Annotated in this window: 4 protein-coding genes; 2 read left to right on the top strand and 2 right to left on the bottom strand. The window is 58.8% G+C overall.

Going from position 1 to position 4,602, the window contains the following annotated elements; all coding sequences use genetic code 11:
* Positions 1-497: 497 nt before the first annotated feature.
* Entirely contained in the window at positions 498-1,331 is an 834-nt protein-coding gene (locus EN906_RS23915) for an SDR family NAD(P)-dependent oxidoreductase (RefSeq protein ID WP_127266655.1), read from the bottom strand.
* Positions 1,332-1,474: 143 nt separating this feature from the next.
* Positions 1,475-2,509 carry a cupin domain-containing protein gene (locus EN906_RS23910; RefSeq protein WP_206517119.1) on the bottom strand — a complete coding sequence of 345 codons (1,035 nt, stop codon included), beginning with the start codon at positions 2,507-2,509 and terminating at the stop codon, positions 1,475-1,477.
* A 228-nt stretch (positions 2,510-2,737) separates the two neighbouring features.
* On the opposite strand from EN906_RS23910, the gene EN906_RS23905 reads away from it, so the two are divergent.
* The gene (locus EN906_RS23905; RefSeq protein ID WP_127266654.1) at positions 2,738-3,550 is read left to right on the top strand and encodes a HAMP domain-containing sensor histidine kinase; all 813 of its coding nucleotides are present in this window, start codon (positions 2,738-2,740) and stop codon (positions 3,548-3,550) included.
* A 377-nt stretch (positions 3,551-3,927) separates the two neighbouring features.
* Positions 3,928-4,602: response regulator (locus EN906_RS23900; protein WP_164777313.1), on the top strand; the 675-nt coding region annotated here is incomplete at its 3' end.

Genomic DNA, 4,602 nt, shown 5'->3' with positions numbered 1-4,602 from the left:
TTCCAGGGCGGCGGTTTCATTGGTCTTGGGCTATCCCTGCGTTCAAGACAAAAGCGTCGCATCAGCAGCCGATCCGTCGCCGCCTGACCTGCTACCCGCAAAGACAGACCCATAGATCCGACGAGATCTGCCAGTCTCCTGGCAGATCTCGGTTTGATTCCGGCGAACCGAACCGTTTGACACGGCTGCAACGCAGCCGCACTAGCCGAACATGGCGTACGTGCCGTCCACGCGTGACCCTACACCAGCAAGCACAACGCGAACGCCGCAGGGCCGTCCGAGTTGCGGCAGGACGTCAGGACTCACTCGTGAGAACGAAGATTGAGGCTAGACGCCCGGCAAAGCGACCATCCTAGCTGATCGCCTTCGCCTCTCGATCGACACACCAGCGGCCTCGCTCGAGACGGAGCTAGCTCCCACCTCTGTATCGTCCGCGCTAATTGGTCGGAAGCTTCTCCGGACAGTTTGACCGATCCCCGGACGAACTCGTGGAACGTTCACAGTGCGACCGTGCTGTAGGCGATATCCTTCCACGCGTCGAACTCCATACGCTGCGCGATCAGTTTTGACGTAATGGCCTCCCAACTGTCGGGGCCAAGTATAAGTTGCCGAGGCATGGTTTTAGCCATCACCAGACCGACAAGTATCTGTGCAATCCGATGGGGGTCGCTCGGCGCAAGGGCGCCATCTCTGTCGTTTTCCAGAAGATCCATGATGGCATGCGCCGGGGCATCGTAGCCCTCGATCCTCGGGCTCCGGAGATTGCGCGAGACTATGCCCGTCGGCATGCCCCCCGGCTGGACCGACATCACGCGTATGCCAAGCGGCGCGACTTCTTGCGTCAGCGCTTCAGTGAGCGCTTCGAGAGCGAATTTCGACGCGCTATAGTAGCCGAGGGACGGCATGGCGACGATGCCGTTGGTCGAGGAGATATTGATGATCGTCCCGCTTCCGCGTGCGCGCATGCCAGGCAGGGCAGCCCGTATGGCCGCGACCGCGCCAAACACATTGGTTTCGAATAGCTTACGAACTTTCTCGTCTTGCCCTTCCTCTATTAGGGCGAGGTAGCCGACCGCCGCATTGTTCACGAGTACGTTGATATGGCCATGCCATCCCTCGGCCGCCGCAACGGCCGCCTCTATTTCGGTGGTGCTAGTCAAATCCATCGATAGGGGCAGTACCGCGCCTGGATAATCCGCGGCCAGCGCGTCCAGGCGAGAGCTGTCCCGCGCCGTGACAGCCACGCGATGTCCGGCTCGCAGAGCCGCGTGCGCAATAGACGCGCCCAGCCCGCTCGATCCGCCGGTGATGAGCCAAACCGGTGTGTTCATTTGTGCTTTCCTTCTGGATGAAACACAGTGTTCAGCCCCGCTCCGTTCTCGCCCACCACTCGACCGAGAACGAGCCTACGCGCCAGGAGGAGAGTAGTCGGGGAGACGGCGATGGGTGACGCGGTCGGTTTCAGCCGCGTCCGTCACGGGGCGCCGGGCGCCAGAAAACCCGGTCTGGCCCTCAGACCGGCCACCGCCACCCTCGGCAAGCTTAGATTCGCCGCCAGCACGTCGACCGGATTGGCCGCTAGCCAGGCGGAGAGGTCGTTCGCCTCGTAGTGACCGTTATTGAACCCGACGAGGACCCGCAGGACTCCTGGCCCCGTGTTGCGGATATAGTGGCCGGAACCCATTGGCGCATAACCGATGTCCCCTGCCTCGAACTGCTCAATGACAACCTGTCCCTCGGCAAGGAACACCGCCATCTCTGCAGCGCCTTCGATGTAGTATTGCCACTCGTCGGCATTGGGGTGCCAATGCAGTTCGCGCATCGCCCCAGGCTCGATTTCCAACAACGAACCGGCCATCGTGGTAGAGATCGGAAACTCGTCTACCGACACGGTTCTTTGCGTTCCCCCGCCCGGCACCCGTCGCGGTTGCTGAGCATAAAGCGGGTAGCGATGGAATGTTGTCAGTTCCGGAACCGGCCGCGGCTCGGCATCCCGGGACCGGTCATCGGGCGCCGGGCCGGTTGCGAAATAGGCCTCTCCGTGCGGCAGCATTGACAGGCACTCAGCGGAAAGGCCCAGATTTTGTCGTACGACCTCCGCTGGCGTACAAGACAGCCAGTCGGTGATGCTGAAGGTATGATCCTCTGAGAAATCGCCATTGTCGAAGATGAGAATGAAATGGCATTCGCCGGGTCCGAGGCCCTGGATAGAATGACCCCATCCGCGCGGGAAATACCAAACATCACCCGGGCCGAACGTATCGGTCGCCGCTCCCCCGTTTGGATTAAGAACCGTTGTGCGGCAGTTGCCAGAAATCACATACGCCCATTCCGCGGCGTTGGCATGCCAATGCAGTTCGCGCATGGCGCCAGGATCGAGACGCATCGACACGCCGGCGATACCGATGCTGGCGGGAAACTGGTGTATCGACGCGCCCCGCGTGATGCCGCCGTTGCCGACACGTGGGATGGACTTTTCGAGTTGGTATCGGAACGAAGGCATGGTCATATTTGATTCCTTTGCTTCAACAAAACGGTAGGCTTGCCGTACTGGGTCCCCCAGATTGTGTGAAGCTAAGCGGCGGTTGGCACTTCAGATATCGGCGCAAGGGATCGTTCTTCCGTACATAAGTACGGTCGCTCGCCCGTGTAGGCGACCGCGACTGCCGCTACGTGGGATTATTCACGATCGACCTTCGCCGTAGCGTGGCGTCGAGCATAACGGCGAAGATCGGGAATGAAGATGACGACAGAGCAAGCGAGTGCAGAAGCAGTGGAGCGCGCATTAGCATCGCGTGCCGCAATGGCGAGGATGATGGCGGTAGCGGGCCACGATTTGAAGCAACCGCTGCATGTCGCGATGATGTCGCTCGCCTACGCGGCAGAAGCTGGTATGCCGGCCCTTATTGCAGATCGTCTCCGCATCGCACTTGATGCCATGAAGCGCCTCGGTAGCGAACTCGATGACATCGCTCGCTTGTCGCAGAAGGACGAGACGTTGCAACCGCGCCGCCAGAATGTCCTCCTTGCTCAAGTACTGGAGCGGGTCGAAAGCGACTGGCGCTTCTATGCAGAGGCTTGCGGCGTCGAGCTTCGGATAATCTCATCCGACAGCATCGTCGAAACGGATCCTGAAATGCTCCACACGATCCTGCGCAATTTGGTCGGCAATGCGATTAAGTATAGCGGTCCGCGTGGCCATGTCCGACTGGTGTGTCGGACCAGGCGCCACAGAGCGTGCATCGACGTGCAGGACGACGGCGCCGGCATCCCCGCAGCACGCCTCGAACGCATCTTCGACGCATTCGAGCGCGGTGATTCCGCTGAGTGGGACGGAATGGGTCTTGGCCTTATGATCGTCCGCCAGACTGCGGATCTGCTTCGCCATCAAGTCGCGGTGAGATCAATCCAAAATGTCGGATCGACGTTCTCCATCGAACTGCCTCTTGCAAATAGTGTCGAACGCATGTGGAGAGTCCGACCAAGTCCCAGCGGCACGGAAAGAATGACCCTGCGCCGCAACTTCCGTGCTTCGCGCAGATCGAGATAATCTCGCTCCGGCACTGCACCGGAGCGAGAGTTAAAATTCGGAGTGAACAACGCTCCCCTTGCTCTCGCCTTGATCACTTGATCAGCAAACTGTTCTCGGCTCTGAGTGTGAACTTCCCTTGGGTGGAGAGGGGCACTGCACAATCGCATGGGAAGTGCGGCGAACTGGATGCGGACGTCTGATCGGTCAACGTAGGTCTAATGGAAATGTTTAATGGTGCTGAATCACGGTCTTCATTACACACAGGTTTATGACCAGAAACCAGACAGGCGCACCGTTTCCCAACGCAATGCTGCCAATCTTTGATCATTGTGCCACCTCTTTCACGCGTTTTCTGAGTAGAACTCGAAGAGAAATTAAAGATTAAGGTCGAACCAATGGAAAATACGGCAAAAGAGCTTCTTGACACCGTGACGTCGGGTGCATTCCTAGCTTTATCGGGCGACGGCACCTCTCGTCGTCAAACGTCCCGAAGCGAGTTTGCCGGTAGGGACTCCAGCGTATCTATAATTGATGCCGACATTATGGTTCGCCAAGCTCTTCAAGATCTTCTGAAATCCATCGATCTCTCCTCACAAGCATTCGGTTCGGTCAGTGATTTTCTTCAGCGGAACAGGTCGCCTGACAACCCAAGTTGCATCGTCCTGGACGTCCGGCTTCCGGGGCTCAGCGGACTTGAGTTCCAAGAGCATCTCGCCCGGTCGGGAGTTAAGACTCCGATCGTCTTCCTTACCGCCCATGCGGATATACAGATGACCGTCCGCGCTATGAAATCAGGAGCGGTCGACTTTCTCACCAAACCATTCCGGGATCAGGATCTGCTAGACGCCGTTTCCGCAGCTCTCGAACGGGATCGCGCGAGGCGACGCCAGCAGCAAGCCATTAATGACTTGCGACGGCGTTTCTCGTGTCTGACCGAACGCGAATTGGATGTGACCTGGCTGGTCGCTGCGGGACGGATGAATAAGCAGATTGCCGCCGATCTCGGTATAAGCGAGTCTAGTGTGGAGTGGCATCGAGGCAGCGTCGGGCGCAAACTGAATGTGGGGACC

The organism is Mesorhizobium sp. M7A.F.Ca.CA.004.06.1.1, assembly GCF_003999135.1.
Classification (GTDB): Bacteria; Pseudomonadota; Alphaproteobacteria; order Rhizobiales; family Rhizobiaceae; genus Mesorhizobium.
This window is presented reverse-complemented; position numbering and strand designations above follow the sequence as displayed.

What these genes read in the sequence shown, in the direction of transcription:
- EN906_RS23915 (WP_127266655.1), bottom strand. Translation starts at nt 1,331, where the DNA reads ATGAACACACCGGTTTGGCTCATCACCGGCGGATCGAGCGGGCTGGGC.
- EN906_RS23910 (WP_206517119.1), bottom strand. Translation starts at nt 2,509, where the DNA reads ATGACCATGCCTTCGTTCCGATACCAACTCGAAAAGTCCATCCCACGT.
- EN906_RS23905 (WP_127266654.1), top strand. Translation starts at nt 2,738, where the DNA reads ATGAAGATGACGACAGAGCAAGCGAGTGCAGAAGCAGTGGAGCGCGCA.